Annotated in this window: 27 protein-coding genes; 12 read left to right on the top strand and 15 right to left on the bottom strand. The window is 68.8% G+C overall.

The window, feature by feature from the left end; translation table 11 throughout:
* Positions 1–36 precede the first annotated feature (36 nt).
* Positions 37–2,103, bottom strand: coding sequence for a protein meaA (locus tag AC1MGR_RS19785; protein ID WP_108034180.1), 2,067 nt, complete (start codon positions 2,101–2,103; stop codon positions 37–39).
* Between the two features lie 595 nt (positions 2,104–2,698).
* Here AC1MGR_RS19785 and ccrA point away from each other — a divergent pair.
* Positions 2,699–3,976, top strand: a complete 1,278-nt coding sequence (gene ccrA / locus AC1MGR_RS19780; RefSeq protein WP_108034181.1) for a crotonyl-CoA carboxylase/reductase — start codon at positions 2,699–2,701, stop codon at positions 3,974–3,976.
* Positions 3,977–4,004: 28 nt separating this feature from the next.
* Here the strand turns inward: ccrA and AC1MGR_RS19775 are convergent, their stop codons facing one another.
* On the bottom strand, positions 4,005–4,172 hold the full coding sequence (locus tag AC1MGR_RS19775; protein WP_181017318.1) for a hypothetical protein: 168 nt from the start codon (positions 4,170–4,172) through the stop codon (positions 4,005–4,007).
* A 175-nt stretch (positions 4,173–4,347) separates the two neighbouring features.
* On the opposite strand from AC1MGR_RS19775, the gene leuD reads away from it, so the two are divergent.
* From leuD to AC1MGR_RS19755, 4 genes are all read left to right on the top strand, one after another.
* Positions 4,348–4,950 (top strand): 3-isopropylmalate dehydratase small subunit, encoded by a 603-nt coding sequence (leuD, locus tag AC1MGR_RS19770; protein ID WP_056475361.1) that lies wholly within the window; start codon positions 4,348–4,350, stop codon positions 4,948–4,950.
* Between the two features lie 148 nt (positions 4,951–5,098).
* Positions 5,099–6,304, top strand: coding sequence for a lytic murein transglycosylase (locus tag AC1MGR_RS19765; protein ID WP_480232657.1), 1,206 nt, complete (start codon positions 5,099–5,101; stop codon positions 6,302–6,304).
* Positions 6,301–6,687 carry a RidA family protein gene (locus AC1MGR_RS19760; protein WP_480232656.1) on the top strand — a complete coding sequence of 129 codons (387 nt, stop codon included), beginning with the start codon at positions 6,301–6,303 and terminating at the stop codon, positions 6,685–6,687. Before AC1MGR_RS19765 ends, AC1MGR_RS19760 begins: the two co-directional genes overlap by 4 nt.
* A 14-nt stretch (positions 6,688–6,701) precedes the next feature.
* Positions 6,702–7,625, top strand: coding sequence for an NAD-dependent epimerase/dehydratase family protein (locus AC1MGR_RS19755; RefSeq protein WP_480232655.1), 924 nt, complete (start codon positions 6,702–6,704; stop codon positions 7,623–7,625).
* Positions 7,626–7,686: 61 nt separating this feature from the next.
* Here the strand turns inward: AC1MGR_RS19755 and AC1MGR_RS19750 are convergent, their stop codons facing one another.
* From AC1MGR_RS19750 to AC1MGR_RS19735, 4 genes are all read right to left on the bottom strand, one after another.
* A complete protein-coding gene (locus AC1MGR_RS19750) occupies positions 7,687–8,016 on the bottom strand; it encodes a hypothetical protein (protein WP_108034184.1) in 330 nt (109 codons plus the stop codon).
* Between the two features lie 111 nt (positions 8,017–8,127).
* Positions 8,128–8,970, bottom strand: a complete 843-nt coding sequence (locus AC1MGR_RS19745) for a DUF1206 domain-containing protein (RefSeq protein WP_480232654.1) — start codon at positions 8,968–8,970, stop codon at positions 8,128–8,130.
* A 24-nt stretch (positions 8,971–8,994) separates the two neighbouring features.
* On the bottom strand, positions 8,995–9,339 hold the full coding sequence (locus tag AC1MGR_RS19740; protein WP_480232653.1) for a hypothetical protein: 345 nt from the start codon (positions 9,337–9,339) through the stop codon (positions 8,995–8,997).
* Positions 9,340–9,492: 153 nt separating this feature from the next.
* Positions 9,493–10,938: a homospermidine synthase gene (locus AC1MGR_RS19735; protein ID WP_480232652.1), complete on the bottom strand. Its 1,446-nt coding sequence runs from the start codon at positions 10,936–10,938 to the stop codon at positions 9,493–9,495.
* Positions 10,939–11,258: 320 nt separating this feature from the next.
* Between AC1MGR_RS19735 and AC1MGR_RS19730 the strand changes: the two genes are divergently transcribed.
* Positions 11,259–11,435, top strand: a complete 177-nt coding sequence (locus AC1MGR_RS19730; protein ID WP_181259548.1) for a hypothetical protein — start codon at positions 11,259–11,261, stop codon at positions 11,433–11,435.
* 24 nt (positions 11,436–11,459) lie between these two features.
* On the opposite strand, the gene AC1MGR_RS19725 is transcribed toward AC1MGR_RS19730, so the two are convergent.
* Positions 11,460–12,029 carry a GNAT family N-acetyltransferase gene (locus AC1MGR_RS19725; RefSeq protein WP_480232651.1) on the bottom strand — a complete coding sequence of 190 codons (570 nt, stop codon included), beginning with the start codon at positions 12,027–12,029 and terminating at the stop codon, positions 11,460–11,462.
* A 155-nt stretch (positions 12,030–12,184) separates the two neighbouring features.
* Positions 12,185–13,351, bottom strand: coding sequence for a type III PLP-dependent enzyme (locus AC1MGR_RS19720; RefSeq protein WP_480232650.1), 1,167 nt, complete (start codon positions 13,349–13,351; stop codon positions 12,185–12,187).
* Positions 13,352–14,027: 676 nt separating this feature from the next.
* Here AC1MGR_RS19720 and AC1MGR_RS19715 point away from each other — a divergent pair.
* Both AC1MGR_RS19715 and AC1MGR_RS19710 read left to right on the top strand, forming a co-directional pair.
* Positions 14,028–15,632, top strand: coding sequence for an OpgD/OpgG family glucan biosynthesis protein (locus tag AC1MGR_RS19715; protein WP_480232649.1), 1,605 nt, complete (start codon positions 14,028–14,030; stop codon positions 15,630–15,632).
* On the top strand, positions 15,629–16,123 hold the full coding sequence (locus AC1MGR_RS19710) for a GNAT family N-acetyltransferase (protein ID WP_480232648.1): 495 nt from the start codon (positions 15,629–15,631) through the stop codon (positions 16,121–16,123). Before AC1MGR_RS19715 ends, AC1MGR_RS19710 begins: the two co-directional genes overlap by 4 nt.
* A gap of 77 nt (positions 16,124–16,200) precedes the next feature.
* Here AC1MGR_RS19710 and AC1MGR_RS19705 read toward each other — a convergent pair whose 3' ends face one another.
* Together AC1MGR_RS19705 and AC1MGR_RS19700 are read right to left on the bottom strand one after the other, a co-directional pair.
* On the bottom strand, positions 16,201–16,440 hold the full coding sequence (locus AC1MGR_RS19705) for a hypothetical protein (protein ID WP_480232647.1): 240 nt from the start codon (positions 16,438–16,440) through the stop codon (positions 16,201–16,203).
* Between the two features lie 141 nt (positions 16,441–16,581).
* On the bottom strand, positions 16,582–17,460 hold the full coding sequence (locus tag AC1MGR_RS19700) for an SDR family oxidoreductase (protein WP_480232646.1): 879 nt from the start codon (positions 17,458–17,460) through the stop codon (positions 16,582–16,584).
* A 107-nt stretch (positions 17,461–17,567) separates the two neighbouring features.
* On the opposite strand from AC1MGR_RS19700, the gene AC1MGR_RS19695 reads away from it, so the two are divergent.
* Positions 17,568–17,966 carry a winged helix-turn-helix transcriptional regulator gene (locus tag AC1MGR_RS19695; RefSeq protein ID WP_480232645.1) on the top strand — a complete coding sequence of 133 codons (399 nt, stop codon included), beginning with the start codon at positions 17,568–17,570 and terminating at the stop codon, positions 17,964–17,966.
* Positions 17,967–17,984: 18 nt separating this feature from the next.
* Here the strand turns inward: AC1MGR_RS19695 and glyS are convergent, their stop codons facing one another.
* Both glyS and AC1MGR_RS19685 read right to left on the bottom strand, forming a co-directional pair.
* Positions 17,985–20,117: a glycine--tRNA ligase subunit beta gene (gene glyS, locus AC1MGR_RS19690; protein WP_480232644.1), complete on the bottom strand. Its 2,133-nt coding sequence runs from the start codon at positions 20,115–20,117 to the stop codon at positions 17,985–17,987.
* 60 nt (positions 20,118–20,177) lie between these two features.
* Positions 20,178–21,107 (bottom strand): glycine--tRNA ligase subunit alpha, encoded by a 930-nt coding sequence (locus tag AC1MGR_RS19685; protein ID WP_480232643.1) that lies wholly within the window; start codon positions 21,105–21,107, stop codon positions 20,178–20,180.
* Positions 21,108–21,320: 213 nt separating this feature from the next.
* Here AC1MGR_RS19685 and AC1MGR_RS19680 point away from each other — a divergent pair, with 213 nt between their 5' ends.
* Positions 21,321–21,560 (top strand): hypothetical protein, encoded by a 240-nt coding sequence (locus tag AC1MGR_RS19680; RefSeq protein ID WP_108034194.1) that lies wholly within the window; start codon positions 21,321–21,323, stop codon positions 21,558–21,560.
* A gap of 38 nt (positions 21,561–21,598) precedes the next feature.
* On the opposite strand, the gene AC1MGR_RS19675 is transcribed toward AC1MGR_RS19680, so the two are convergent.
* Positions 21,599–22,453 (bottom strand): S49 family peptidase, encoded by an 855-nt coding sequence (locus tag AC1MGR_RS19675; protein ID WP_480232642.1) that lies wholly within the window; start codon positions 22,451–22,453, stop codon positions 21,599–21,601.
* 192 nt (positions 22,454–22,645) lie between these two features.
* On the opposite strand from AC1MGR_RS19675, the gene AC1MGR_RS19670 reads away from it, so the two are divergent.
* Positions 22,646–22,972, top strand: a complete 327-nt coding sequence (locus AC1MGR_RS19670; protein ID WP_480232641.1) for a hypothetical protein — start codon at positions 22,646–22,648, stop codon at positions 22,970–22,972.
* Between the two features lie 9 nt (positions 22,973–22,981).
* Here AC1MGR_RS19670 and AC1MGR_RS19665 read toward each other — a convergent pair whose 3' ends face one another.
* Complete coding sequence (locus AC1MGR_RS19665) at positions 22,982–23,752, bottom strand: tRNA1(Val) (adenine(37)-N6)-methyltransferase (RefSeq protein ID WP_480232640.1); 771 nt, start codon at positions 23,750–23,752, stop codon at positions 22,982–22,984.
* Positions 23,745–23,969, bottom strand: a complete 225-nt coding sequence (locus tag AC1MGR_RS19660; protein ID WP_480232639.1) for a putative signal transducing protein — start codon at positions 23,967–23,969, stop codon at positions 23,745–23,747. The genes AC1MGR_RS19665 and AC1MGR_RS19660 overlap by 8 nt, the downstream gene beginning before the upstream one ends.
* A 159-nt stretch (positions 23,970–24,128) precedes the next feature.
* Here AC1MGR_RS19660 and AC1MGR_RS19655 point away from each other — a divergent pair, with 159 nt between their 5' ends.
* Positions 24,129–25,148 carry a polyprenyl synthetase family protein gene (locus AC1MGR_RS19655; protein WP_480232638.1) on the top strand — a complete coding sequence of 340 codons (1,020 nt, stop codon included), beginning with the start codon at positions 24,129–24,131 and terminating at the stop codon, positions 25,146–25,148.
* Positions 25,149–25,167 lie beyond the last annotated feature (19 nt).

The raw sequence follows: 25,167 nt of genomic DNA, 5'->3' as shown, positions 1-25,167 counted from the left end.
CCGTCCGGAGCGAAGGCGACGCGTGCGGGCGGCGCGTCAGAACACCTTCTCGGCCGTGTCGCTGCGTGGGGTCGCCCCGGCGATCCCGGCTTTGGCGTCCGCCTGCTCGGCGGCGCGCTTGTCGAGGGCGCGCTCCACCACCTTGGCGATGCCCACCATGATGGTGTCGAGGACGTAGTCCTTCGGGGTGTAGACCGCCGTGACGCCCATGTTCTTGAGCACCAGCTCGTCGTCGGGCGAGATGATGCCGCCGACCACGAGGGGGATGTGGTCGAGGCCGGCCTCGCGCATCTTCGCCCGGACGTCGCGCACCAGCGGCACGTGGCTGCCCGACAGGATCGACAGCCCGACCACGTGGGCGCCGGTGGCCTTGGCCTTGGCGACGATCTCGGCCGGGGTTTGGCGGATGCCGTCATAGGTCACGTCGAAGCCCACGTCGCGGGCGCGCAGCGCGATCTGCTCGGCGCCGTTCGAGTGGCCGTCGAGGCCGGGCTTGCCGACCACCAGCTTCGGCGTCTCGCCGAGGCGCTCGCCGAGATCGGCGATGAGGAGCTTGGCGTCCTGGGCCGCCCCCGACGAGATGGTCTCCAGGGTGACGCCGGTGGGGGCGCGGTACTCGCCGAAGACCTGGCGCAGGCGCCCGCCCCACTCGCCGGTGGTGACGCCGGCCTTCGCCGCCGCGATCGAGACCGGCATGATGTTGGCGCCCGAGCGCGCCGCGGCCTCGAGATCGTCGAGGGCCTTCTCCACCGCCCGGCCGTCGCGCTTCGACCGCCATTCGCGGATGCGCTGCTCGGCCTCCATCTCCACCGTCTCGGAGACGGTGAAGATGGCGCCCTCGCCGGCGGTGAGCGGGGAGGGCTCCCCGGCCTGGAACTTGTTGACGCCGACCACGACCTGGTCGCCGGCCTCGATGGCGGAGATGCGCTTGGCGTTGGATTCCACCAGCGCGCGCTTGAGGGCGCCGGTCTCCACCGCCGCCACGGCACCGCCGATGCCGCCGATCTCCTCCAGGGCCTTGCGGGTCTCGGCCTTCAGCGCCTCGACCTTGGCGTCGATGACCTTCGAACCGTCGAAGATGTCGTCGTATTCCAGGAGATCGGTCTCGAAGGCGAGGATCTGCTGCATCCGCATCGACCATTGCTGATCCCAGGGGCGCGGCAGGCCGAGCGCCTCGTTCCAGGCCGGCAGCTGCACGGCGCGGGCGCGGGCGCGCTTCGACAGGGTCACGGCCAGCATCTCGATCAGGATGCGGTGGACGTTGTTTTCGGGCTGCTGCTCGGTGAGACCGAGGGAATTGACCTGGACGCCGTAGCGGAAGATCCGCTTCTTGGGATCGGTGATGCCGTAGCGCTCCTGGGCGATCTCGTCCCAGAGTTCGGAGAACGCCCGCATCTTGCAGATCTCGGTGACGAACCGCATGCCGGCGTTCACGAAGAACGAGATCCGGCTGAAGACGTCGGCGAAGCTCGCCTCGTCGAAATCCGGGTCGTCGCGGACGGTGTCGAGCACCGCGATGGCGATGGCGAGGGCGTAGGACAGCTCCTGCACCGGCGTCGCCCCGGCCTCTTGCAGATGGTAGGAGCAGACGTTCATCGGGTTCCACTTCGGCACTTCCTTGGTCGTGAACAGGATCACGTCCTTGGTCAGCCGGAGGGAGGGTGCGGGCGGGAACACGTAGGTGCCGCGCGACAGGTATTCCTTGATGATGTCGTTCTGGGTGGTGCCCTGCAGGCCGGCGAACGGCGCCCCCTGCTCCTCGGCCACCGCGAGATAGAGCGACAGCAGCCACGGCGCCGTGGCGTTGATCGTCATCGAGGTGTTCATCTGCTGCAGCGGAATCTGGTCGAACAGCGTCCGCATGTCGCCGAGATGCGCGATCGAGACGCCGACCTTGCCGACCTCGCCGCGGGCGAGCTCGTGGTCCGGGTCGTAGCCGGTCTGCGTCGGCAGGTCGAAGGCCACCGAGAGGCCGGTCTGTCCCTTGGCCAGGTTGCCCCGATAGAGCGCGTTCGACTCCTTGGCATTGGAATGACCCGCATAGGTGCGGATGATCCACGGCTTGTCGCGCTTGGTCTCGGCGACCGCTGCCTGTCCGCTCATCCCGGAACACTCCCTCAAGACTGAATTTGATGTGATCTCAAATTGCATTTGACTGCTGTCGATCACTTGCGGCGCACCCTAGCGAAGCGCGTTCGCCACGTCATCAGCACCAAAGAACATCCGAAGCAGCCCGCCGCTTCGTTGTCTTGCCGAGGCTTCGCACTCACGGAAATGTGCCGCGCATTGCACCGCCGTTCGATCCAACACGCGTGCACAAGCCCGCTTCTTCCGGCCGCTGCCCGGTGCCCTGTGGACAAGATCGGCGCGCCGAGGAGGATCGGCCAGCGTTCCGACACTTCGGAGGATTGGACATTGGTACAAGCCGGCGCCCGGCTTGTACCGCCGTATGCCAGACCTCCGAAGATCGAAACGGGTCGGATGCGGGCGAATAAGCCTGTGTATGAAGGGCGCTAAAGGCCCTGGGCACCACGATAATATTGAATACAGGATGGCCTTCACTCAGGGAGCGGCTTCATCTTGAGTGCGTGAAGGTTTCTTGGCCTCCGTCGAAAAGATTCTTGCCCGTTCGGGCTCTTGGACGGCTCTCGGTTCGCCGATATAGCGAGCAGCACAAGAAGTCATGGGGAGAGCCAAGATGGCCGCGAGCGCTGCGTCGAGCACGACGGAACTGAAGGACCTGTACGAGATGGGCGAAGTTCCGCCCCTCGGGCACGTGCCGGCGAAGATGTACGCCTGGGCGATCCGGCGCGAGCGGCACGGGCCGCCCGAGCAGTCGCACCAGCTTGAGGTGCTGCCCGTCTGGGAGATCGGCGACGACGAGGTTCTGGTCTACGTCATGGCCGCCGGCGTGAACTACAACGGCGTCTGGGCTGGCCTCGGCGAGCCGATCTCGCCCTTCGACGTGCACAAGGGCGAGTACCACATCGCCGGCTCGGACGCCTCCGGCATCGTCTGGAAGGTCGGCGCCAAGGTGAAGCGCTGGAAGGTCGGTGACGAGGTCATCGTCCACTGCAACCGCGACGACGGCGACGACGAGGAGTGCAACGGCGGCGACCCGATGTTCTCGCCCTCCCAGCGCATCTGGGGCTACGAGACCGGGGACGGCTCCTTCGCCCAGTTCTGCCGGGTGCAGTCGCGCCAGCTCATGGTGCGCCCCAAGCACCTGACCTGGGAGGAGGCGGCCTGCTACACGCTCACCCTCGCCACGGCCTACCGCATGCTGTTCGGCCACGCGCCCCACACCGTGCGCCCGGGCCAGAACGTCCTCGTCTGGGGCGCGTCCGGCGGCCTCGGCGTGTTCGCGGTGCAGCTCTGCGCGGCATCGGGCGCCAACGCCATCGCGGTGATCTCCGACGACACCAAGCGCGATTACGTCATGAGCCTCGGCGCCAAGGGCGTGATCAATCGCAAGGAGTTCGACTGCTGGGGCCAGCTGCCCAAGGTGAACTCGCCCGAGTACAACACCTGGCTTAAGGAAGCCCGCAAGTTCGGCAAGGCGATCTGGGACATCACCGGCAAGGGCAACGACGTCGACATCGTGTTCGAGCACCCGGGCGAGTCGACCTTCCCGGTCTCGACCCTTGTGGCCAAGCGCGGCGGCATGATCGTGTTCTGCGCCGGCACCACCGGGTTCAACATCACCTTCGACGCCCGCTACGTCTGGATGCGCCAGAAGCGAATCCAGGGTTCGCACTTCGCGCACCTGAAGCAGGCCTCGGCCGCCAACCAGTTCGTCCTCGACCAGCGCATCGACCCCTGCATGAGCGAGGTCTTCCCCTGGGAGAAGATCCCCCAGGCCCACACCAAGATGTGGAAGAACCAGCACGCCCCGGGCAACATGGCCTGCCTCGTCAACGCTCCCCGCGCCGGCCTGCGCACGGTCGAGGACGTGATCGAGGCCGGAAAGCGCTAAGCTTTCCGGACCGCCCGCGAAGCGATCATCACCTGCCCTTCTCGGAGGGCAGGTGTTTTGCGTATTCCTCGCGCTCTTCCTTCTGCTTGATCAGGTCCGCGTAGGCCTGGCGCATCTCGGGGGACACCGTCACCGAGCGGGCCTTCTCCTTCTTGCGTTTGGGCGCTTTCTTGAACTGGTTGGTGGTCTCGGCCATCGTTGCCCCCGTGTCGTCCCTCGGCCGCAGCATAGGCGCGATGCGCGACGATCGCGAGACGCGCGTCTCCGTCTTTCAGGGGCGCGCCCCGGCTGTTAGATGTCCTCCAAGCGCGACGCCCCGACCGTCCCCGGGAGAGGCCTCCGCGCATCGCGAGACCACGGCGACCGGCATCATGGACAAGTTCACCACCCTGGAGGGCGTCGCGGCGCCCATGCGGATCATCAACGTCGACACCGACCGGATCATCCCGAAGCAGTACCTGAAGACCATCAAGCGCACCGGCCTCGGCAAGGGCCTGTTCTCCGAGATGCGCTATCGCGACGATGGCTCGGAGAACCCGGACTTCGTGCTGAACAAGCCGGCCTACCGCAACGCCAAGATCCTCGTGGTCGGCGACAACTTCGGCTGCGGCTCGTCGCGCGAGCACGCGCCCTGGGCCCTGACCGATTTCGGCATCCGCTGCGTCATCTCCACCAGCTTCGCCGACATCTTCTTCAACAACTGCGCCAAGAACGGCATCCTGGCGATCACGGTCTCGCCCGAGGACCTCGAGAAGCTGTTCGAAGATGCGGAGCGCGGCTCCAACGCGACCCTCTCGGTGGATCTGGAGGCCCAGACCATCAAGGGGCCCGACGGCGGCACCCTGCACTTCGACATCGATCCCGGCCGTAAGGAGAGCCTCCTCAACGGCCTCGACGAGATCGGCCTGACCCTGAAGCGGGCGCCCGCCATTGACGCCTACGAGCAGAAGCTCGCCGCGCGCGGTTTCGCCTGAGCACGATCGGGGCGGGGTCTGGCCCGGGGCGGCCGGAATCCCGCGCCGATCGCCGCGGTCATTCGGTGCCGGCCTCAACCGTTCGTTAACCCTGGTATCGCCTGAATCGGCGATCACAGTCTCGACGAACGCATTGGCGGAGAACACGATGGCATTCGGCCGATCGGGTAAGACGGCGACCCTCTCCTGCGGAGCGGCCGCGGCCCTCCTGGTGATCTGCGTAACGGCCCGGGCCGACTTCCAGGATTGCCTCGGCAGCTTGCAGGCCCAGGCTGCCGCGCAGGGCATCTCGGCCCAGACCTTCCGGGCGGCGACGGCCGGGATCACCTACGACGAGAAGGTCATCGAGCTCAGCCAGGCCCAGCCCGAATTCAAGACGCCGATCTGGGACTACATGGCCGCCCTCGTCGACGAGGAGCGCGTCGACGACGGCAAGGCTGCCATGCGCCAGCACGCCCAGGCCCTGGCCAATGCCGAGGCGCGCTACGGCGTCGACCGGCACACCATCGCGGCGGTCTGGGGCGTCGAATCGAATTTCGGAAAGAACCTCGGCAAGATGCCGCTGGTGCAGTCCTTCGCCACGCTGATCTGCGCCAACCATCGCCGGAAGGAGTTCTTCAAGGGCGAGCTGATGGCCACCCTGAAGATCATTGAGCGCGGCGACATCGATCCGTCCCGCCTCAACGGATCCTGGGCCGGTGCCTTCGGGCAGACCCAGTTCATGCCCACCACCTATCAGCGCCTCGCCGTCGACGGCGACGGCGACGGGCGGCGCGACCTCGTCGATTCGGTGCCGGATGCCGTCGCCTCCACGGCAAACTTCCTGCGCGTGGCCAAGTGGAACAACGGACAGCCTTGGGGCTACGAGGTGAAGGTGCCGCGCGGCTTCAACGCCGGCGCGGCGGGCCGCAAGAACAAGAAGGCGATCGCTCACTGGGCCTCCCTCGGCGTCACTCGCGTCGACGGCCGCCCGCTCTCCGGCGAGGGGCCTGCCGGCATCCTGCTGCCGGCCGGCATTGACGGACCGGCCTTCCTCGTGACGAAGAACTTCGACGCGCTCTATTCCTACAACGCGGCCGAATCCTACGGCCTCGCCATCGCGGTGCTGTCCGACCGCCTGCGCGGGCGCGGCGGCATCCAGGCCGACTGGCCCACCGACGATCCGCCGCTGTCGCGGGCCGAGCGCCGCGACCTGCAGGCCCGCCTGACCAAGCGCGGATTCGACGTCGGCGAGCCGGACGGCAAGGTCGGGTCCAAGACCCGCGACGCCATCAAGGAGGTCGAGCGCAGTCTCGGCATGCCGGCCACCGGGCGCCCCGGGGCCAAGGTGCTGGAAGCGCTGCGGCGCGGATGAGCGGACGCCGCCTGATCGGCTCCGGCTCACCCTTCGAGTCGGCCTACGGCTATTCCCGTGCCGTGGTTCAGGGCGGCTTCGTCTTCGTCGCCGGCACCACCGGCTACGATTATGCCAGCATGACGATGCCGGCCTCGGCAGCCGCCCAGGCCGAGGCTTGCTGGCGGAATATCGGGGACGTCCTGGCGCAGGCCGGCGCCGGTCTCGGAGACATCGTGCGGGCGACCTACTATGTCATGGATCGGATGGAGGCCGAAGCGGTGCTCGGAATCTGCGGCCAGGTCCTGGCCGAGATCCGGCCTGCCGCCACGATCGTGATCGTGGCCGGCCTGTTGCGTCCCGAGATGAAGGTCGAGATCGAGGTCACGGCGCTGCTGCCGTAGGAGGGGTTCGTCCCATGGGTGGACCGCTGATCGCACTCACCGGCGCCACGGGCTTCATCGGGCGGCACCTGCTGCGGAGCCTGTCGCGGCGCGGCTTTCGGGTGCGCGTCCTGCTCCGGCGGCCGGTGGAGGTCCCGGAGGGGGCGAGCAGCGCCGTCGTCGGGGATCTGACCCGGCCGATGAACATGGCGGCGGCCCTCGCAGGCGTCGACGCGGTGGTGCATTCCGCCGGATTGTCCCTGACCATGTCGGGGACGCCCGAGGACGATTTCCGGTCGTCCAATACCGAAGCGACCCTCCGCCTCGCCGAGGCCGCAATCCGCGCCCGGGTCCAGCGCTTCGTCTTCCTGTCCTCCATCCGGGCGCAGACCGGCATCTCGGCCCCCGGGATCGTCACGGAATCCGATCCTGCGGCTCCGACCGAGGCCTATGGGCGCTCCAAGCTCGCGGCCGAGGCAGCCCTGGCCGAGACCGGGCTCGACTGGGTCGCGCTCCGGCCCGTGCTGGTCTACGGGGCCGGCGTGAAGGGCAATGTCGCGACCCTCCTGCGAGTGGCTCGCTCCGCCACGCCGCTGCCCTTTGCGAACCTCGGGGCCCGGCGCTCCCTCGTCTCGGTGGAATCGCTGGCCCAGGCGGTCGCGGTGGCACTGGAGGCGCCCGGTCCCCTCCGTCGTCCGCTGATCGTCGCCGAGCCCGACCCGCTGACCCCGGCCGAGATGGTCACGGCCCTGCGGGCGGGATTCGGGCGGAGTGCCGGACTCCTGCCGGCGCCGTCCGCGCTGCTCGGGCTCGCCTGCCGCCTGGCCGGACAGGACGCCGCCTATGCCCGGCTCTCGACCGGTCTCGTGGCACGGGCGGACGGGCTGACGTCCCTCGGATGGTCGCCGGAGAGCACCGCGCGCGAAGGTCTCGAACGCTTCGCCCGCAGTCAGGCATGACGAAGGCCCGGCATCACCTGCCGGGCCTCGATCAAAGCAAGCGGTTGAGCCGTGTGTCCGCTCAGCGGCGGACGTCGATCACGTCGCCGGAGCGGCTGTCGAGCACGACGCTGATGTCGTCGCCGCGCCGATCGGAGCCGCGAACAATCATCCGCGGCCCGCGGCGGTCGACGCCGTCGACATCGACCAGACCCTCGCGTCGCGCGATGCGGGCGGCCTCGCCACGGGTCAATTCGCTGCGCGGCGGGCCGCGGTCATCGTAACCACGGCGGTAGCCCGGATCGACCTGGACGCCGCCGGGTCCGATGGAAATGCCCTGCGCGAAGGCCGGAGCCGTCGCCAAGCCGAGGGCCAGGAGGCTCCCCGCGAGGATCGTCGAACGGATACGCATGATGTCTTCCCCCCCTCTGTCTGCGGCGGCGCGTCGACCAATGGCCGACGCGCCGCCGCCGCGAGATTCGGGCTTCAATCGCCGAACGTTCGCTTTTGTTCCTCGGACGCGTCAGTGCACTGCGCGGATCGCGGCCACCACGGCGTCGTCGGTCTGGTCGATATCGGGCGCATCGATGTGGCGGAAACGGGCCTGGATCAGACCGAAAGCGCCGAAGGCGAAGTGGCCCGCGGCCACGATGGCGAGCAGCATCCAGCCATAGGGCTGCGCCCGCAGAGCCGCGAAGGCGCCCGCGAGGCCCTTCACCTCGGAGGACGCCTGGTACCAGGCCGCCGCGATGAAGAAGCCGCCGATGATCAGGAAGGCGACGCCGCGCGCGGCGTAGCCGAACTGGCCCACGGGCTTGGCCCAGCGGCAATGGTCGGAATCGAGCTTGAGGCGGTCGGTGACGTCGCCCTTGAACGCCTTGACCAGGAACGCGACGCCGCCGCCCATGACGCCGAGGCCGATCAGGCCCACGAGCCACAGGCCGAAGGGCTTGGCGAGGAGCCAGGCCGTCCAGTCCTGGGCGGCTTCGCCGCCCTTGCGCCCGAGGCCGAGGGCGAGGCTCGCCGCGGTGATGGCAAGGCCGGTATAGATCGCGGCGCTCAGAAGATGGGCGAGGCGGACGGTCACGCCCTTGAGGGAGGTCCCGCGCCGGTCGGCATCGGTGATGCTCTCGATGAAGCGCCAGACGGCGAATCCGAGCAGGCCGGCGGCGATCAGGCCGACGAGCACCACACCGAAGGGCCCGGCAAGAACCCAGCGGAGCGCACTCTCGCTGTCGCCGGCGCGGCCGCCCTGGCCGATGGCGGCCAGCACCGCCAGCCCCCCGATGATGCAATAGACGATGCCGCGGGCGCCGTAGCCGAACCGAGCGACGCGCTCAATGGTGTTGTGTCCGAGGTTGAGCAAGGCGTTTCCCGGGGTCGCGCGACGTTATCCGTCGGAGGAACGCGCAGCCTTGCCAAATAGTGCCACGTAGAAACCGAGGCCGTCGCCAGCCGGAAGGGTCTGCAGGCGATCGACCAGGCCCTTGCGCTTGGCGTCGAGGAGGAGGCGCCCGACCGGCTGGAACAGGGTTTCGCCACCACCCTCCGGCGGCGGAGCGAGCCGGATCGCCACCGTCTTGCCTTTCCCGAAGCGGCTGCGTTCCAGCATGTCCGCCAAGGAGGCCTCCGCCGTCGGACGATTCGTCTCGCGCAGGTCGAGGATCGATTCCGCGTCGGTCACGCCCAGCGAACCGCGGAGCTTGTTGGCGTAGAAATCTTCGAAATGGGGCACCGGGCGGCTCAGTCCTGGCTGGAGACGAAGATGGCGCGCATCGCGGCGCGACGCCATCGTAGCCGTCCGTCAGTCCCCGGCACAACGGGCTTCGGATGCAATGGTCGCGTCCCCGGCGCGGAGGCCGTACCGGGGACGCGGAGGCGCAGGGTCTCAGCCGTGCACGAGCACGTTCCGGAACTGCCAGGGATCGCTGGTGTCGATGTCCTCGGGGAACAGGCCCGGGCGCCCGGTGAGCGGGGTCCAGTCTGTGTAGACGCCGATGACGGGGCCGAGATACGGGGTCTGCACCTCGAGGCAGCGACGGAAGTCCATCTCGTCGGCCTCGACGATGCCGGCCTCCGGGTTCTCGAGTGCCCAGACCATGCCGGCGAGCACCGCTGAGGTCACCTGCAGGCCCGTCGCGTTCTGGTAGGGAGCGATGCGGCGGGTCTCCTCGATGGAGAGCTGCGAGCCGTACCAGTAGGCGTTCTTGGCGTGGCCGTAGAGGAGCACGCCGAGCTCGTCGATGCCGTCCACGATCTCGGTCTCGTCGAGGATGTGGTGCTGCTCCTGAACCTTGCCGCCATTGCCGAACATCTCGTGCAGCGACAGCACCGCGTCATTGGCCGGATGGTAGGCGTAGTGGCAGGTCGGCCGGTACGCGGCGCGCTCGCCTTCCAGTACCGTGTAGTAGTCGGAGATCGAGACGGCCTCGTTGTGCGTGACGAGGAAGCCGAACTGCGACTGGGCCGTCGGCGTCCAGGAGCGCACGCGGGTGTCGGCACCGGGCTGTAGCAGGTAGATCGCGCAGCGCGAGCCCTTCTCCTGCTCCCGGGCATTCTCCGGCTTCCAGGTCTCGTGCGTGCCCCAACCGAGCTCGGCCGGCTGGTTGCCCTCGGAAACGAAGCCTTCCACCGACCAGGTGTTGACGAAGACGCCCATGGGCTTGGCCGACTTGGCGCGCTGCGTGTCCCGCTCGGCGATGTGGACGCCCTTGACGCCGACCTTGCGCATGAGGGCGGCCCAGCCGGCACGATTCTTCGGCTCCGGGGTCTCGAGGCCGAGGTCGCCGGCGATGTTCAGGAGCGCCTGCTTGACGAACCAGGAGACCATGCCCGGATTGGCGCCGCAGCACGACACGGCGGTGGTCCCACCCGGGCTCGCAATGCGGGCGTCCAGGATTTCCTGGCGCAGGGCGTAGTTGGTGCGGTCGCCCTGGCTCTTGTTCTTGTCGAAGTAGAAGCCCGGCCAGGGCTCCGCGACGGTATCGATGTAGAAGGCGCCGAGCTCGCGGCAGAGCTCCATGATCGCCCGCGAGGAGGTGTCGACCGAGAGGTTCACACAGAAGCCCTGGCCGCCACCCTCGGTAAGCAGGGGCGTGAGGATCTCGCGGTAGTTCTCCTTGGTCAGCGCAACCTGTTCGAAGCGCAGGCCGTGCTGATCGGCCAGGGATTTGTGCGCGTCGGACGGCTCGACGACTGTGAAGCGGTCCTTGTCGTAGGTGAAGTGACGCTCGATCAGCGGGAGCGTGCCGCGCCCGATGGAGCCGAAGCCGATCATCACGATGGGGCCGGTGATGCGGCCGTGGACGGGCCAGGCGGTAGCGGCGTCAGTCATGGGCGTGGAGTCCTTCTCATACGCGTGTCGTTGTCGGTCGTCGCACGGCGACCGCATGCCTTAGGCGGCGCAAATGACGAACAAGCGACGGGCTCAGTGACGTTTGCGGCTCCAGCGGTCAACCGCTGCGGCGCGGCCAGCCCCTGCGCGAAGCACGGAGTCTTACGGAAGATTGAAGGGGCGCATGTCCTGCACGCAGGGCGACATCCCATCGCGACGGATTGCGGCCCTGGTCCCGCGCGCCGATATTGCACTGCAACAGAACAAGAGCGACCCCCGACGAGGAAGCGTCCGTCCCCTCAACGATACGGACCCCTACCATGCTCGCACTCATCACCTCGCGCCTTGCCGCTCCGGCCGACGAGCCCATCGACCGCGATCCCGGCATCATCACCCTGGCCGCCTCGCTGCTCCGAGCGGTGACGCGCCGCCACGATGCAGCCTTCCAGCGCCGCTGCGAACTCGCTGCCAAGACCGAACATCACACGGCCGTCTGACCGGCCGCTGCGCCGGACCAGCCGTCAGGCGACCCGTCGTCGGGACCCTGTGCCGATCTCGGCCACCGCCGGCACCGGGGAGAGGGGGGGAGCCTGATCCCAGGCGCCCGCAGCCCGCAGGATGCCCCGGGCTCCAGCCAGGGCCCTGGGACGGAGTTCCAGTCCGAGGAAGCGCTCGCGCTCGAACGGCCCAGGCATGAACAGCCCCTCCGCGAGATCGGCCGAGAAGCCGAAACGCGTATAATAGGGCGCATCACCCATCAGCAGAACCGCGCCGTGGCCGAGAATGTCCGCGCGACGCAGCGCGGCCCGCATCAGGATCGAGCCGAGGCCGAGCCCCTGGATCGCCGGGTCGACCGCCAGCGGCCCGAGCAGCAGGGCCGGACGACGGGATCCGGCCTCGACATGCCAGAGACGGCAGGTGCCGACAACGCGTCCGTCCTGCTCGGCGATGAGGGCGAGGCCCTCCGCCGGAAGTCGGCCCTCGCGCAGGCGCTCGGACGTCTTGAGGCGGCGTGCCTCTCCGAGGCACGCGTCGAGGAGTTGCTCGCGGGCGACGACGTCGCCGGCCACTTCATCACGGATCTGGACCAAGGCCGCACCCTTCCCGAACGTTGGGCAGGCGACAGGACGAGTCCGTTCAGGCTGCGGCAGAAGCCGTCGACCTGCACGGGGCGAGCGTGTGGGGTTCCACCGCCGGGCGTCCCCAGAGGGAATGCCCGGCGTTCGCGTCATGACCTTGAAGGGGTTTAGATGACGTATTGCTGGAGGGGCGGGAAGCCGTTGAAGGCGACCGCCGCGTAGGTCGTGGTGTAGGCGCCGGCTCCCTCGATCAGCACCTTGTCGCCGATGGAGAGCGAGACGGGCAGCGGATAGGGCACCTTCTCGTAGAGCACGTCCGCCGAATCGCAGGTCGGGCCTGCGAGCACGCAGGGTGCCATGCGGTCCTCGTCGTGCTCGGTACGGATCGCGTAGCGGATGGACTCGTCCATGGTCTCGGCGAGGCCGCCGAACTTGCCGATGTCGAGGTAGACCCAGCGCACCTCGTCCTCGGCGTCGGACTTCTTGGAGACCAGCACCACCTCGGCCTCGATCACGCCGGCATTGCCGACCATGCCGCGACCCGGCTCGATGATGGTCTCCGGCATGTGGTTGCCGAAGTGCTTGGTCAGGGCGCGGAAGATCGCGTCGCCGTAGGATTCCACGCCCGGCACCGCCTTGAGGTACTTGGTCGGGAACCCGCCGCCGAGGTTGACCATCGACAGGCTGATGCCGCGCTGGGCGCAATCCTCGAAGATCGCGGCGGCGGAGGCCAGCGCGCCGTCCCAGGCGCCGGTATTCCCCTGCTGCGATCCGACGTGGAACGACACGCCGTAGGCGGTGAGGCCCTGGCGGTAGGCGTGCTCGAGCACGTCGACGGCCATCTCCGGCACGCAGCCGAACTTGCGCGACAGCGGCCACTCGGCGCCGGCGCCGTCGCAGAGGATGCGGCAGAAGACCTGCACGTCGGAGGCCTCGACGCCAGCGGCCTCGGAAGCCCGGGCGATCTTCTCGACCTCGGCCTGGCAATCGACGGCGAACAGGCGCACGCCGAGCTTGAGCGCGCGCGTGATGCAGCGCTCCTTCTTGATGGTGTTGCCGAAGGAGACCCGGTCGGCGGTGGCGCCGGCGGCGAGCGCCATCTCGACCTCGACGACCGAGGCCGTGTCGAAGCAGGAGCCCATCTCGGCGAGGAGACGCAGCACCTCCGGTGCCGGGTTCGCCTTGACGGCGTAGAACACGCGGGTGTCGGGCAGGGCGCGGGCGAAGGCCGTGTAGTTGTCGCGCACGACCTCGAGGTCGAGCACCATCACCGGGCCCTCGTCCTGGCCCATGTCGCGGCGTGCGCGCAGGAAATCGCGGATACGATCGGTCATGGTCGTTCCAACCCACAGGTTCGCAAGCGCCCTTATGGGGCGCGCTGTCGAATGTCAGGACGACAGGATGCCGTCCGGCGTCTGGGGGCGCTGCGACGCGACGCGCCACGTGCTTTGGAGACACGCGAGGGCATCGCAGGCGCGAGAGCACCCGGAAGCTGCCTTGGATTGGAAGGGGGATCCCCACCGCACGCCGGGCAAAGAGAAACAAGCCTCTTCGGTGCCGGCCTTTGGAGGGCCGACGAGACCAAAAAAGCCCGTTCGTCGTTGCTTTAAGCTGCGTCCCCCGTGGAGAGCGGGGTTCGCCGGTTTCGCCTCCGGCTGCCGGTTGTTGTCGGGGTCCGGTGTTGCCACCTGGATGCCGGCCGGAGGGAATCCACCCTGTCGACCATCGATCCTTTAAGACCCCTGGCGGCTGTCCGGCAGTTGGCCGGATGCCCACCAACCGACACGCGGCCACAGGCACGTGCGAAATTGGGCAAGGCGCATATACGGTCAGGGTGTTCTTGCGACAAGGGAAAACCGCGATTTTTCACCCGAATCCCGGTCGTCTCCCCCGGCTGTTGCACAAACGCCGCGGACTTCGCCGCCGAGCCTGTGATGGGCTCTTCCCAAGCCCGTGCGGACGGGCCATCAAGCGCACGGTTTCCCCTCAGGCGCACCGGATTGCAGGACGATGTCAGAACCCAACCGGCGCAGGATCGTCCAGGGACTCGCGGCCACGACCCTCACAGCCACGACTTTCACAGCGACGACCCTCTTGGCCGCGACCGGGGAGGCTCAGGCCCAGCGCCGCGACGGGCGACCCGAGACCCCGTTCGGCTTCGACGACGTGGAGCGCCGGGCGCAGGACCTCGCCAAGGTCGCCCACGATCCGCGCATCCCGACCCTGCCGACGCCGATCGCCAAGCTCGACTACGATGCCTGGCGTGACATCCGCTTCAAGCCCGACAAGGCCTTCCTCGGAGAGGGGAGCCCGTTCCGGCTCCAGCTCTTCCATCTCGGCTTCCTCTACACCCGCCCGGTGACGGTGAACCTCGTGCGCGGGGGCGTGGCGACGCCGATCGCCTACCAGTCGAGCCTCTACGACATGGGGCGCACGAAGCTCGACAAGGCTTTACCGGTCGATCTCGGCTTTGCCGGCCTGCGCATCCATGCGCCGTTGAACAAGCCGAATCTGCTCGACGAGCTCATCGTCTTCCTCGGGGCCAGCTACTATCGCTTTCTCGGGCGCGGTCAGCGCTACGGGCTCTCGGCCCGGGGATTGGCCGTCAACGTCGAGGGGCAGGGCGGTCCGGAGGAGTTTCCGGTCTTCCGCGAGTTCTGGGTCGGGGTGCCGGAGAAGACCGACGATGCTTTGACGCTCTACGCGCTCCTCGACAGCCCCTCGCTCACGGGCGCCTATCAGTTCACGGTGACGCCGGGCGACGAGACCCGCGTGGCGGTGCGCGCCACCCTGATCCCGCGGGTCGACCTCGCGACGGTGGGCCTCGCGCCGCTCACCTCGATGTTCTTCATCGGCGAGAACGATCGCCGCTACGCCGACGATTATCGTGCGGAGCTCCACGATTCCGACGGGCTCCAGATGGCGGCGGGCAGCGGGGAGTGGCTGTGGCGCCCGCTCCACAATCCGCGCGACCGGCGCATCTCCAGTTTCGTGGACCGTGACCCGAAGGGGTTCGGACTGATGCAGCGCGACCGAACCTTCGAGTCCTACCAGGATCTCGAGGCCGCCTACGATCGCCGGCCCGGCTATTTCGTGGAACCGGACGGCCCCTGGGGTGAGGGCGCGGTGATGCTGATGGAGCTGCCCACCGACACCGAGACCAACGACAACGTCGTCGCCTGCTGGCGGCCGGCGAGGCCCTATCCGGCGGGCACGCCGGTCACGCTGTCCTACAGGGTCCGCGCGGTCGGCGGCGCGGCGCTCCATCCCGGTGGACGGGTGGTGAACACCTTCAGCGTCGCCCCGGTGGCGAGCGGCACCGCCAAGGCCGAGGAGGCCAAGGGCGGCCTGACCCGTCGCTTCCTCGTGGATTTCGCCGGTGGCGACCTCGACTATTACCTAGCCGATCCGAGCCCGGTGGAGGTGGTGGTCAGTACCTCCGCCGGCCGGATCACCCACAGCTCAGTGGCGCCGAACCCGCATATCCGGGGCCTGCGCGCCGCCCTCGACGTGACGATGGAGGCCTCCGGCCAGACGACGGACCTGCGCGTCTTCCTGCGGGCCTCCGGCCGCGCCCTGTCCGAAACCTGGGTCTATCCCTGGACAGCCCAGTGAGCGCGCCCTCGATCAAGCTCGATCCGGCGCCGGTGGTGGCGATTCGCCCGGCGACCCCGGCCGATCTCGACGCCCTCGTGGCCCTCGAACACGCCGCCTTCGCCAGCGACCGGGCCGAGCGCCGGGCGATCCGCCATGCGATCCGCTCGGCCAGCATGTCGCTTCTCGTCGCGATCACGCACGATGCTGCGGGCCAGGAGACCCTCGTGGGCTCCGCCACCCTGGAGCGCCGGCGCAGCAGCCGCAGCGCCCGCCTCTCCTCCATCGCCGTCTCCCCGGCACGGGCCGGCCTCGGGCTCGGCAGCCTCGTCCTCGATGCCGCCGAGGCGGATGCGCGGGCTCATGGCTGCACGCGCCTGCGCCTCGAAGTCCGCGCCGACAACGGCGCCGGCATCCGGCTCTACGAACGGCGGGGCTACACGCGCTTCGCCGTCATCCCGGATTACTACGAGGATGGCATGGAAGCCTGGCGCTACGGGAAGATCCTTTGAAGGCGCCCCTGACACGCGAACGCCCGCCCCGGTGGGACCGGAGCGGGCGTCGCGACCATCCGGGATCGGACGGTGGGTTAGTCGCAGCTCTCCTTGGTGACTGTCTTGCGGTCGCCGAGATCGTTCTCCTTGGTCACGGTCTTCGAGGAGCAACCGTCGCTGGACTCCCGGCGCTCGACCGTGCGGCTCTCGGTGGACGGACGGTCGACCACGACGGTGTCGGGCGCATCGCGGCGGATGACCGTGGTCTCCGCCTGCGCGGCCGAAGCGCCGAACAGCGTTGCCAGGGTTAGGGCGGCGATGATGGGGTTGCGCATGAACATCTCCCTTCAGGAAAATCTGCTGCCCCAACGGCGATCATCGAGAAACCGTTCCGCTTATTCATGGTCGGCCTGATCGAAATCCAACGCCTTTCGACGCATCATTGAAGGATCTCTCGAAACCTCCGCCCCGAGACCTTACGCGATCGCCCCGGCGATGACGCTGGCGAACGGCGTCGTCGGCCGGCCGATCAGGTCGCGCAGGGCATGGCCGTCGTCGAACAGGGCGCCCCGCGCCGCACCGGCATCGGAATCCGCAAGCAGGCGCGCGACCCCCTCGGGAAGCCCCGCCGCGCGAAGGGCCGCCTCATAATCCGCGGGCGGCAGGTCCTGGTACCGGAGCGGCCGGCCGGTGGCCCGTGCGGCTTCCGCCGCGAAGTCGGGCAGAGTGTAGGCCTCGTCCCCCGCCAACTCGTAGACGCGCCCGACCGCCTGATCGGTGGTGAGTACCGCAGCGGCGGCCTCGGCGTAGTCGGCCCGGGCGGCGCTGGCGATCCGGCCCGACCCGGCGCTTCCGAACATCACCCCGTGCGCGAGGGCGGACGGCAGGGAGGCTGTGTAGTTCTCGGTGTACCAGCCGTTGCGCAGGACGATGGCCGGCAGGCCGGACTCCCGGAGGATTGCCTCGGTGGCGCGATGCTCCTCGGCGAGCCCGAGAGGCGAGGTGTCGGCGTGCAGGAGGCTGGTATAGGCGATCAAGCCGACGCCCGCTCTGGCCGCAGCCTCGATGACGTTCCGGTGCTGGCTCACACGCTGGCCGATCTCGCTGGAGGAGATCAGCAGGAGCCGATCGATCCCCGCGAGCGCCTCCGCGAGGGTCTCCGGGCGGCTATAATCGGCGACGCGCACCGTGACGCCCTGCGCGCGGAAGTCCTGCGCCGCCGGGGCCTCGCCGTGCCGGACGCCGGCGACGATCCGGGCCGCGGGTACCCGACGCAGGAGCGCCGCGACGACGAGGCGGCCGAGTTGACCGGTGGCTCCGGTGACGAACAGCTGTGGGGAAGAGGTTTGGGACATGTCTGGCTGCCTCGTGGTTCCGTCTCACCACGTGGTCTATAAAAGAGACCGACAGGCCCCGTAAGGCGGCAGGTTTTCGAACCCTGGTTACCTGGAAGGAACCGTCCATGCCCGATGGCCCCGATCTCGCGGATCGATTCGCGGCATGGCAGGGTCTCGGTTTCGATCCGCATCACTGCCCGGTGCGCGACGTGCTGAGTCACCTCGGCGACAAGTGGACGACCCTCATCATCGCGTCCCTCGCCGGCGGCACACGCCGGTTCGGCGCCATCCACCGGGTGATCCCCGACATCTCGAAGCGGATGCTGACGCAGACGCTGCGCGACCTGGAACGCGACGGCCTCGTCACGCGGCGCGTGTTTCCGACGAGCCCGCCCAGCGTGGAATACAGCCTCACGCCCCTGGGCGGTTCGTTGCTCGGGCCCCTTGCGGGGCTGGTCGACTGGGCGGAGCGGAATCACCCCGCCATCCGCGCGGCCCGGACGCGGTTCCGAGCCGAAGCGTGAGCGCCGAAACGCCGGCTTTCAGCCCTCGATGCGCGAGAAGTCCGCGACCTCGCGGGTTGCCGCCCGCAGGGCGTTGAGCAGGGCGAGGCGGTTCTGGCGCAGGGCCGGATCGTCGGCGTTCACCGTGACCCGCTCGAAGAACGCATCCACCGGCGCGCGCAGGGTCGAGAGCGCTTGCATCGCCCCGGCGAAATCCTCCGACGCCACCGCCGCCGACGCGGTCTCGCGCGCCGCCGCCAGGGCCTCGGCGAGCGCCCGCTCCTCGGGCTCGCCACCTGCAGCCAGGGCCGCATCGGGCGCGGCGTCGTAGGCGCGGCCGTCCTTCTTCTCCTCGATGCGCAGAATGTTGGCGGCGCGCTTGTAGCCGGCCAGCAGATTCTTGCCGTCGTCGGTCTCGAGGAAGCTGCCCAGGGCCTCGACGCGGCGAACCACCATCAGCAGATCGTCCTGGCCCGGCAGGGCGAAGACGGCGTCGATGAGGTCGTGACGGGCGCCCTTGTCGCGCAGGTAGACCTTCAGGCGGTCGGCGAAGAAAGCGAGGAGGCTTGCGGCATCCGCATCTCCGTCGGTTGCCTCGGCGCCCGCCGTGCCGCCGTAGTTCGCATGGCCGTCGGCGGCGGCCTGATAGCCGTCGCGCAGCAGCGACAGCTTGACGGTATTCTCGATCAGCAGCCGGATCACCCCGAGCGCCGCACGGCGCAGGGCATAGGGATCCTTGCTACCCGTCGGCTTCTCGTCGATGGACCAGAACCCGACCAGGGTGTCGAACTTGTCGGCGAGCGCCACGGCCGCGGCGACGGGATCGGTGGGCACCCGGTCGGAGGGGCCGACCGGCTTGTAGTGATCCTCCAAAGCCGCCGCGACGCTCGACGTCTCGCCCTGCAGCGCGGCGTATTTGCGCCCCATCAGGCCCTGAAGCTCGGGGAATTCGCCGACCATCTCGGTGACGAGGTCGGCCTTAGCGAGCGTCGCCGCGCGCTCGGCCTGATCCGGGTCGGCGCCGACCAGGGGCGCCAGCTCGCGGGCCAGGGCCGCGATGCGCTGCACCCGAGCGCCCTGCGTGCCGAGCTTCTCGTGGAACACGATGGTGTCGAGCTTCGGCAGCCGGTCTTCGAGGCGGATCGCCTTGTCGGTCTCCCAGAAGAACTTGGCATCCGACAGCCGGGCGCGCACGACGCGCTCGTTGCCGGCGGTGATGGCGAGCCCGCCGTCGCTGGCGACGAGGTTCGAGGTCAGGACGAAGGCCGGCGCCAGGGTGTCGGTGCCGGCACGGCGCAGCACGAAACACTTCTGGTTGGCCCGGATGGTGGCGCGGATGGCCTCGGCCGGGATGTCGAGGAACGCTTCGTCGAAGGAGCCCATCAGCACCACGGGCCACTCGACAAGGCCGGCGACCTCCTCCAGCAGGCCCTCGTCCTCCACGAGCTCGAGGCCCCGCGCGAAGGCGAGGTCGCGAGCATCGTGCAGGATGATGTCCTTGCGCCGCTCGACGTCGAGCACGACCTTCGCGCGCTCCAGGGATTGAACGTAGTCGTCGAAGCGCCGGACCTCGATGGCGTCGGGCGCCAGGAAGCGGTGGCCGTAGGTGGTGGTTCCGGCAACGATGCCGTCCACGGCGAATGGGACGACGTCCGGCGTCTCGGTCTCCGGCCCGAAGGTGGCCACGATGGATTGCAGCGGGCGCACCCAGCGTAAGCTCCCCGGCTGTGCGGAGGCCTTGCCCCAGCGCATCGACTTCGGCCACGGGAAGCTGCGGATGATCTGCGGCAGGATCTCTGCGAGGACGTCGAGGGTCTCGCGGCCGGGCCGCTCGATCACCGCGACGTAGAATTCGCCCTTTTTCGGGTCCGTGACGATGGTCGCCTGGTCGAGGCTCGCCAGCCCCGCGCTCTTCAGGAAGCCCTGGACGGCGCCGTCCGGCGACCCGACACGGGGGCCTTTGCGCTCCTCGCGCACGTCCTGGCCGCGCGGCGGCAGGCCGGCCACGTGCAGCGCCAGACGGCGCGGCGTGGCGAAGGCCTTGGCGCCCTCGTAGAGGAAGCCACGCTCCACAAGAGCGTCGGTGACGAGCTTCTTCAGGTCGTCGGCCGCCCGCCGCTGCATGCGGGCGGGAATCTCTTCGGAGCGCAGTTCGAGGAGGAGGTCGGGCATGGGATCAGGCGGCGTCCAGGTGATGGTGTTCGGGGTGGCGGTCGCGGTCGGCGACGCGGATCAGGCCGCGCCGCCTCCCGCCGTGCGCAGGTACGCCGCCCCGCAAGCCTTCGCGAGTTCGCGCACCCGCAGGATGTAGCTCTGTCGCTCGGTCACCGAGATGACGCCGCGAGCGTCGAGCAGGTTGAAGATGTGACTCGCCTTGATGCATTGGTCGTAGGCCGGCTGGGCCATCCGGTGCCGTTCGGTCTCATTCTCTGGTGCGCCGGCGTCGAGATAGGTCCTGCAGGCCTTCTCGGCGTCGGTGAACTGCCGGAACAGCATCGCGGTGTCCGCCGCCTCGAAGTTGTGGCGCGAATATTCCTGTTCGGACTGGAGGAAGACGTCGCCGTAGGACACCCGGTCCTCGCCGGTCCCCCCGTTGAAATTCAGGTCGTAGACATTCTCGACGCCCTGGACGTACATCGCCAGGCGCTCCAGACCGTAGGTGAGCTCGCCCGCCACGGGGGCACATTCGAACCCGGCGACCTGCTGGAAATAGGTGAACTGGCTCACCTCCATGCCGTCGCACCAGCACTCCCAGCCGAGGCCCCAGGCCCCGAGGGTCGGGCTCTCCCAATCGTCCTCGACGAAGCGGATGTCGTGCAGCTTCAGGTCCACCCCGATGGCGTCGAGGGAGGCGAGGTAGAGCTCCTGCAGGTTGGGCGGGTTTGGCTTCAGGATGACCTGAAACTGGTAATAGTGCTGCAGCCGGTTCGGGTTCTCGCCGTAGCGGCCGTCCTTCGGCCGGCGGGACGGTTGGACATAGGCGGCCTTCCAGGACTTCGGGCCGAGCGCCCGCAGGGTCGTGGCCGGATGGAAGGTGCCGGCGCCGACCTCCATGTCATAAGGCTGGAGAATCACGCAGCCCTGCGCCGCCCAGAATCGCTGCAGGGTCAGGATGAGGCCCTGGAACGAGGTTTTGGGCGCGAGATCGACGGCGCTCGACATGGGTTTTCCGGTCCGTGGAGGGGGCGGCCAGCGTTTAAGAGGCGGCCCGGTGGTGTCAAGCGACGGTACGGCGGGACGGGCGTGCGTCGGCACACACAATTCGGCCACGATTCGCTTTAGCGGTGGAACGGTCTCGCTTGCTGCCAAGTTTATCTGGCAATCAAGGGGTTCTCACCGTCCTCAAGGGCGGTCGACAATTTGGAACATCGCGCCATGCGCTCGTCCTTCACAGTCTTCGCCGCCCTCGTCGCAGCATCCCTGGTGGCCACGCCGCTGGTGATCACCGCGTCGAACGCGCTCGCCACGGCCGAATATTCGGATGCGGTCACGATGCCCGCCGCCGTGACTCCTATCGAGGTCGCGGCCGTGCCGGCTCCCGCTGTCGCCGAGACCTGCACCCGCAAGGTCCGGGTGGTCTATGCCGGCTACGGCACCGAGACCTGCAAACGGTGAGTTCTTGCAAGCGCTGAGTTCCTGCAAGCGCTAAGAACCTACAGGCCGTAGCGGGCGAAGGCCGCGCGATCCTCGATCGCCGCGAGCACTTCGCCCGCGACGCTGCTCCCGGGAGCCGAGCGCCGCAACAGGCGGGCAACGAGGGAGCCCTTCTTCTCGGCGATGAAGACGAGGTCGACCTTCTCCCCGTAGCGGGCCCGCAGGGTCGAACGGGCATCCCCCAGCCCATCGACGAGGCCGAGCGGCAGGGCCTGCTGGCCGGTCCAGACAGCCCCGGTGAACAGGTTCTCCTCGTTCGGCGCGAGCCTGAGGCGGCGGGCGCTGACGAGGGCCGTGAACAGTGTCTGCACGTCCGCCTGGATGGCCTTGAGACGCTCCACGTCGGCCGGGTCTTCGGGTCTGAACGGATCCAGCATGCCCTTGGCCTCGCCCTGCGTATGTACCCGGCGGTCGATGCCGATCCGCGCGATCAGCCGGTCGAAGCCGAAGCCGGCCGAGACCACGCCGATCGATCCGACCAGGGACATCGGGTCTGCGATGATCTCGTCGGCCGCGCAGGCGATCATGTAGCCGCCGGAGGCTGCCACATCCTCCACGAAGGCCAGGACCGGGAGCTGCTTCTCGGCCGCCAGGGCGCGGATGCGCTGATGGATCAGGTGCGACTGCGCGGGCGAGCCACCGGGCGAGTTGATGACCAGCGCGACCGCCGCGATGCCGGGGGTCGCGAAGGCTTGCTCCAGGCTGCTCGCGAGACCGGCGATCGACAATCCGGACCGGAACGGAGACACGGCGCCGATCGCCCCGCTGAGGCGCAGGACGGCGACGCGTGGGCCGGTACGGCGCCAGCGCCGGGGCAGCAACGCGCGCAGGGGACCCGGCAGGGAAACAGGCATGCGGTCTCGACTCGGATTCGAGGGACGGGAGGATGTCGCGCCTCGGCCATGGACAGCCGAGCGGCTTGGGCGTTGAGGTGGGGCGGGACGAACCCTTTTGCCAGCGTCGCCGTTGTCGCCTCACGCCGCCGGATCGTGGCGGCCGCCGAGCCTCCCGAGGAGGGCTCGCGCAGCAGCGAAGGAGATGCAACCATGCGCGTGATGCGTTGGATGGCCCTGGCACTCGGCATGCTCGCCGGCGCCATCGGATTCGGAGCCACGGTGAGCGCCGCACCGATGCCGGTGGCGGGTCTCGAGACCGGGGCGCAGGCCCCCTTGGTGGCGCAAGCCCGGTGGCACGGGCATCGGCGTCACTGGCACCACCGCCGGCACTGGCATCATCGCCATCACTGGCACCACCGCCGGCACTGGCATCACCGCCGTCACTGGCATCACCGTCACCATTGGCGCCGACATCACGGCTGGGGCCACCGCCATTACGGCTGGCACCGGCCGTACCGGGTCCGGACGTTCTACTGAGGGACGCCCTCAGGCGGACCCGCCGACGCCATCGATCCACCCGCGGCCCTCGTTCAGGGCCGCGGCGTGCGCGGTGAACGCACCCACGTCGTCATGAAGGATGAGGGGCGGCAGGAGCCGGAGCGGAGCGCGGCTCCCCTTCACGCCACTGACCAGAATGCGGATCGCCGGCTGATCGCGCTTCGCGTGGACAGGCCGGATCGCCAGCGCGCCGAAGCGACCCCGCAGCGCGTCGAGGCAGGCGGTGAGATGATCCGCCCGGTGGATCAGGCCGAGCCGCCCCCGTGGGCGGAGAAGATCGACGCAGCTCCGCATCCAGGCCTCGATCCCACCCTCCACATACGTATGGGCGCTGGCCTTGCCGGGTACGGGGGAGGGCCGGTGCCGTCCGGGTTCGAAGTAGGGCGGATTCGTGAGGACAAGGTCGGCGAGGCCGGGCGTGAGGCCATCGGCATGCCGCTGCGCCCCTGGCGCCAGAACATCCGCCTCGATCACCGTCGTCCGGTCGGATACGCCGTTCGCCTCCGCGTTACGCCGGGCATAGGCGGCCAGATCCGGATCGCGCTCCACCAGCACCACGCGGCAATCGGGGCTGCGCAGGGCGACGGCGAGGCCCACGGCGCCACTCGCCGCTCCGACATCGCAAACCACCCCACCGGGCTCGGGTTCGAGGAGACCCGCCAGGAGCACCGCATCCGTGCCGGCCCGGTGCGCCCCGCGCGGCGGCTGGATCAGCCGGAGCCGCCCGCCGAGCCAGAGATCGGCCCCGGCTTCAGGCATCCCGCAACTCATGGGCGAGGCCGGCATCGGTAAGGAGACGGCGGGCCTGCATCACCTGATCCTGCGGCACCAGGAGCCGCCGGGCGAAGGCGCCGATCGAGCCTTCGAGGAGGCTCATATGCTGGTCGGCCACGAGAGCCGGAATGTCGGCCGCCGCCAGGATCGACTGGGCGAAACCGATCAGGACGACATCGTTGCTGCGAATGAGTTCGGTCATACACCCTCTCCCCGGCGCCATCGCCGGCAACACCGGCGGATCTATACCTTGCGGCATGGTGCGTGTTGCAGCGCCTCCGGGCGCATGCGATGGGGTGTCACGGACGTGGTCGATTGGATCGCGCCGCGTTGGCGTAGGGAAGCGGGAGGCCTCGAGGTCTTGGGCGTCGTAGTTCCGATCGATGAGAGAAGTCCCGATCCCGAGGCGAGCCTGGCCGACCTCGTCGCCCTGGTGTCCGGTGGGATGGAGCGCGTCAACGCGACGATCCTGTCCCGCACCGGATCCGACGTCCAGATGATTCCCGAAGTGGCCAACCACCTGATCTCCTCGGGCGGCAAGCGGCTGCGGCCGATCCTCACCCTCGCGACCGCCGACCTCTGCCACTATGCCGGCGACGGCGCCGTGAAGCTCGCCGCCAGCGTCGAGTTCATGCACACCGCGACCCTCCTGCACGACGATGTCGTCGATGGCAGCGACATGCGGCGCGGCAAGGTCGCGGCCCGCATCAAGTGGGGCAACGAGGCCAGCGTCCTGGTGGGCGACTTCCTCCTCGGCCAGGCCTTCCGCATGATGGTCGAGGTCGGATCGCTGAAGGCCCTCGACATCCTCTCCGCGGCGGCCACCATCATCGCCGAGGGCGAGGTGATGCAGCTCACCGCGGCGAAGAACACCGAGACGAGCGAGGCGGAATACCTCGCGGTGATCAGTGCCAAGACGGCCGAGCTGTTTGCCGCCGCCTGCGAGGTCGGTCCGGTCCTGGCGGGGCGCGACGCCGCCGAGCAGGCCGCCTGCCGCGCCTACGGCATGAACCTCGGTATCGCCTTTCAGCTCATCGACGACGTGCTCGATTACGGCGGCACCAGCGATACCCTGGGCAAGAACGTCGGCGACGATTTTCGCGAGGGCAAGATCACGCTGCCCATCGTCCTGGCGGTCCGGCGTGCCACGGGCAGCGAGCGCGGCTTCTGGAAACGGACGCTCGAACTCGGCGATGTCGCGGACACCGATCTCGAGACGGCGCGCGCCATCCTGCGGCGTCACGGCGCCCTGGAAGAGACGATGGCCCGCGCTCGCCTGTACGGCGACCGGGCCCGGGATGCCCTGAAGACCTTCCCGGCGAGCCCGATGAAGCACGCCTTGCTTCAGGTCGTCGATTTCTGCATCGCCCGGGCGCACTGAGCGCCACCGCGCGGCTGCG

The organism is Methylobacterium sp. BI1 (assembly GCF_056680125.1).
This window is presented reverse-complemented; position numbering and strand designations above follow the sequence as displayed.

What these genes read in the sequence shown, in the direction of transcription:
- AC1MGR_RS19785 (WP_108034180.1), bottom strand. Translation starts at nt 2,103, where the DNA reads ATGAGCGGACAGGCAGCGGTCGCCGAGACCAAGCGCGACAAGCCGTGG.
- ccrA (WP_108034181.1), top strand. Translation starts at nt 2,699, where the DNA reads ATGGCCGCGAGCGCTGCGTCGAGCACGACGGAACTGAAGGACCTGTAC.
- AC1MGR_RS19775 (WP_181017318.1), bottom strand. Translation starts at nt 4,172, where the DNA reads ATGGCCGAGACCACCAACCAGTTCAAGAAAGCGCCCAAACGCAAGAAG.
- leuD (WP_056475361.1), top strand. Translation starts at nt 4,348, where the DNA reads ATGGACAAGTTCACCACCCTGGAGGGCGTCGCGGCGCCCATGCGGATC.
- AC1MGR_RS19765 (WP_480232657.1), top strand. Translation starts at nt 5,099, where the DNA reads ATGGCATTCGGCCGATCGGGTAAGACGGCGACCCTCTCCTGCGGAGCG.
- AC1MGR_RS19760 (WP_480232656.1), top strand. Translation starts at nt 6,301, where the DNA reads ATGAGCGGACGCCGCCTGATCGGCTCCGGCTCACCCTTCGAGTCGGCC.
- AC1MGR_RS19755 (WP_480232655.1), top strand. Translation starts at nt 6,702, where the DNA reads ATGGGTGGACCGCTGATCGCACTCACCGGCGCCACGGGCTTCATCGGG.
- AC1MGR_RS19750 (WP_108034184.1), bottom strand. Translation starts at nt 8,016, where the DNA reads ATGCGTATCCGTTCGACGATCCTCGCGGGGAGCCTCCTGGCCCTCGGC.
- AC1MGR_RS19735 (WP_480232652.1), bottom strand. Translation starts at nt 10,938, where the DNA reads ATGACTGACGCCGCTACCGCCTGGCCCGTCCACGGCCGCATCACCGGC.
- AC1MGR_RS19730 (WP_181259548.1), top strand. Translation starts at nt 11,259, where the DNA reads ATGCTCGCACTCATCACCTCGCGCCTTGCCGCTCCGGCCGACGAGCCC.
- AC1MGR_RS19720 (WP_480232650.1), bottom strand. Translation starts at nt 13,351, where the DNA reads ATGACCGATCGTATCCGCGATTTCCTGCGCGCACGCCGCGACATGGGC.
- AC1MGR_RS19715 (WP_480232649.1), top strand. Translation starts at nt 14,028, where the DNA reads ATGTCAGAACCCAACCGGCGCAGGATCGTCCAGGGACTCGCGGCCACG.
- AC1MGR_RS19705 (WP_480232647.1), bottom strand. Translation starts at nt 16,440, where the DNA reads ATGCGCAACCCCATCATCGCCGCCCTAACCCTGGCAACGCTGTTCGGC.
- AC1MGR_RS19700 (WP_480232646.1), bottom strand. Translation starts at nt 17,460, where the DNA reads ATGTCCCAAACCTCTTCCCCACAGCTGTTCGTCACCGGAGCCACCGGT.
- AC1MGR_RS19695 (WP_480232645.1), top strand. Translation starts at nt 17,568, where the DNA reads ATGCCCGATGGCCCCGATCTCGCGGATCGATTCGCGGCATGGCAGGGT.
- glyS (WP_480232644.1), bottom strand. Translation starts at nt 20,117, where the DNA reads ATGCCCGACCTCCTCCTCGAACTGCGCTCCGAAGAGATTCCCGCCCGC.
- AC1MGR_RS19685 (WP_480232643.1), bottom strand. Translation starts at nt 21,107, where the DNA reads ATGTCGAGCGCCGTCGATCTCGCGCCCAAAACCTCGTTCCAGGGCCTC.
- AC1MGR_RS19680 (WP_108034194.1), top strand. Translation starts at nt 21,321, where the DNA reads ATGCGCTCGTCCTTCACAGTCTTCGCCGCCCTCGTCGCAGCATCCCTG.
- AC1MGR_RS19675 (WP_480232642.1), bottom strand. Translation starts at nt 22,453, where the DNA reads ATGCCTGTTTCCCTGCCGGGTCCCCTGCGCGCGTTGCTGCCCCGGCGC.
- AC1MGR_RS19670 (WP_480232641.1), top strand. Translation starts at nt 22,646, where the DNA reads ATGCGCGTGATGCGTTGGATGGCCCTGGCACTCGGCATGCTCGCCGGC.
- AC1MGR_RS19665 (WP_480232640.1), bottom strand. Translation starts at nt 23,752, where the DNA reads ATGCCTGAAGCCGGGGCCGATCTCTGGCTCGGCGGGCGGCTCCGGCTG.
- AC1MGR_RS19660 (WP_480232639.1), bottom strand. Translation starts at nt 23,969, where the DNA reads ATGACCGAACTCATTCGCAGCAACGATGTCGTCCTGATCGGTTTCGCC.